General features: G+C 55.4%; 4 protein-coding genes and 1 pseudogene. 2 read left to right on the plus strand and 3 right to left on the minus strand.

The window, feature by feature from the left end; genetic code table 11:
- Window positions 1–175 precede the first annotated feature (175 nt).
- On the plus strand, window positions 176–466 hold the full coding sequence (locus MKK63_RS16735) for a hypothetical protein (protein WP_244003701.1): 291 nt from the start codon (window positions 176–178) through the stop codon (window positions 464–466).
- 469 nt (window positions 467–935) lie between these two features.
- Here the strand turns inward: MKK63_RS16735 and MKK63_RS16740 are convergent, their stop codons facing one another.
- Window positions 936–1388, minus strand: coding sequence for a cupredoxin domain-containing protein (locus tag MKK63_RS16740; RefSeq protein ID WP_244003703.1), 453 nt, complete (start codon window positions 1386–1388; stop codon window positions 936–938).
- A gap of 311 nt (window positions 1389–1699) precedes the next feature.
- Here MKK63_RS16740 and MKK63_RS16745 point away from each other — a divergent pair, with 311 nt between their 5' ends.
- Window positions 1700–1882: a hypothetical protein gene (locus MKK63_RS16745; RefSeq protein ID WP_244003705.1), complete on the plus strand. Its 183-nt coding sequence runs from the start codon at window positions 1700–1702 to the stop codon at window positions 1880–1882.
- A gap of 80 nt (window positions 1883–1962) precedes the next feature.
- On the opposite strand, the gene MKK63_RS16750 is transcribed toward MKK63_RS16745, so the two are convergent.
- Together MKK63_RS16750 and MKK63_RS16755 are read right to left on the minus strand one after the other, a co-directional pair.
- A complete protein-coding gene (locus MKK63_RS16750; RefSeq protein WP_244003707.1) occupies window positions 1963–2283 on the minus strand; it encodes a heme utilization protein in 321 nt (106 codons plus the stop codon).
- Window positions 2284–2308: 25 nt separating this feature from the next.
- A pseudogene (locus MKK63_RS16755) lies at window positions 2309–2443 on the minus strand (IS481 family transposase); the annotation flags it as partial.

A 2443-nucleotide genomic window follows, 5' to 3' on the forward strand; every position in this document is an offset into this window, starting at 1 on the left:
GAGATCCTACCGGCTTGAGCCTCATGGTCGGCGATAAACGATGAAGGGGCCCGATCGGGCCCCTTCATCGTTCAAGCTGCGGCCGCCATTGGCCTGGTTTTACTCCGCCACAGCGGCCTGGAATTGGTCCGCCCTTTACACTCGCTTCCCTCACGACTGAAATATTGGAGGAATTATGTCAAAAGTCTCAAATATCGTCTTCGCCGCTGCGATCATTGCCCTATCGACCGGCGTTTCGATTGCCGCACCATGCAATGTCGGCACAACTACCAACATGTCGGGCTCGTCCAAGGACACCAGCTCAAATGTCGATGGTCACACGACCGGCATGGTATCGCCCGGTGCCAAGGGCGAGTCTCCGGGTACAGTCGGAGCGATGAATAACGTTGGGATGTCCACAAAGGATGATGGCTCGAAGAAGGCTCCCGAAGAGCAGCCCGTAAAGCCCGGGAGTGATGATTGCTGAGAATTAAAAAGGTAGAGGGCTGTATATGAAACCGTATCTCATTCTCCCAATAGCATCTTTCCTTCTTTCAAGTGGTTCGGCCTCTGCGTCTTCATGCTCAGATGAAGTGACCACACTGCAAAAGCGTTTGAACAGCTCTGGCGCCCGCACGGTCGCTGGCGAAAGCCATGTTGGCGCAACACCGCTTGGCAGCAATAAGGCCTTAGACAAGGCTCCAACATCCCTGCCGAGCAATGCGGCTGATCGTCCCTCGGCGGGAGCTGTCAAGGAAGCGCGCAGCTTGGTGGAGAAAGCAGCCGCTTAAGAAAAAGCGGGCGATGCTGAGGGTTGCCGCGATACAATCCTGAAGGCGAAGGAAACCGCTGGCGCTCTACCGTAGAAGACAGATGCCAGCGGTGTGTCCCCTCGCCAGCCCGGGGTTGGATTGAGCGAGGGGGATCGAAACTGAAGGCGAGTCAGATTGTCAAATTCAGCCCGCGGGTGGGGTCAGAGTCAGCTTGCCCTTGAACGGGTCGTTCGCATTCCGATTGCTAGTACAAGCGTACTCTTCCTGTCCAGGCTTCATCGTCCTCAAGCGTAAAGTCCCTTGTCCTTTCTGCTTGACTGTATAACCCTTCTCGCTGGCGATGTGAATTAGGTCTCCGTCGGCGTGTAAAACTAAGCCGTTCTCAAACTGACCGGGCGCTGTGATGGTGATGGGCGCGTCGGCGCTACTCACAATGTGCAGGGAGATGTTAGTGTTGGCCGGTAGAAGGATTTCTGCCGGGTCACAGACAGGTTTTCCATCCTTCATACTGATAACCAGCTCTACTGGTGGCATTGCGTCGCTCGACGGCTCCTCCAAGGACTTGCTCTCTGCGCCGGCGGAGCCAACAAGAAGAAAAACAGCCAAGTAGGCTGCGCCAGTGAAAGTACGCCGCATGCTATATCTCCTAAGTTTACAAACAAAAAACTGGAACGCGCCTTTACTAAAGATTATTATTCAAAAAGATGTTCCAAGACACGTAGCCGCATGATTGTTCGAAAAACGCGAATAGAAGCTATGAGCCCAAGACTTTTGCATCTTTTGTTGCTTTTTTGAGTGCGTGAGCGAAATTTGGAAGAATATTATTGAAATACAATCAAAGATGTCTTGCAAAACGAGTGTCATATCGCGATATATAATCGCCGACAGTAGGCCGCGTCCATCTACGCACTGGTAAGAACGACCATCTGCGGCAAGGAATAAAATAGATGATGACCGTTATGTCGGCAGCCCTGGCGCTGATCGCGATTGGAGCGGCCATATCGCTCTTAACCTACAAATACGCACCCATCACTGAGGATTTCGCCGGCTGGGACCTAGCCTTTGTAGGGGGCATCAGCACGACCGGACTCGGAGGGTTGGGGGTGCTGTTGCTACTCTTCACAACTTGACTTTGCGTTGCGGTTTGTACCGGCAGGATAGATGGCCTTCGCAAGCCGGTCATCAGATCAGGGGTCGGGCAGCGCTGTGCCTAACCTCCTGCTCGCCTAGCGATCCAGCTGCCGCTGCACTCCACCAGACCGTCAGATGTACGCCATGTTCCGCTGCCGCCGCCCTTCGCGGTCAAACTGCCGGCGATCGGCACCTTGTTGGCGCCGCTGGTGATCGTGGCCTGCACGGCACCACCCGTCGACACACCGCCATCGATGTTGACCTCCTGCCCAGGGATTGAGGCGTCGCTGTCCTTGATCTGCACGTGATAGCTCGTGTTGGCCGAACAGGGCCCGTCGACCGTGGTGGCCACGATGGTCCATGAGCCATCGTACTGGTTCGGCACCCGAACCTTCTTCATGGCAGCATCGGCCGGACAGAGAGCACTAGATGTTTGGTCCCGGCATTTGGTGGAGCGGGTTTGATCTGAAGCGTCCGGGCTCTGCGGACCATGCTTTGCAGATGGCCTCGTAGGGCGTGAGACCCCGCAGGGTCTTCAGGCGGCGTGCGAAGTTGTAGGC

Origin of the sequence: Methylobacterium sp. J-088, assembly GCF_022829295.1 — a bacterium.
Lineage (GTDB): Bacteria > Pseudomonadota > Alphaproteobacteria > Rhizobiales > Beijerinckiaceae > Methylobacterium.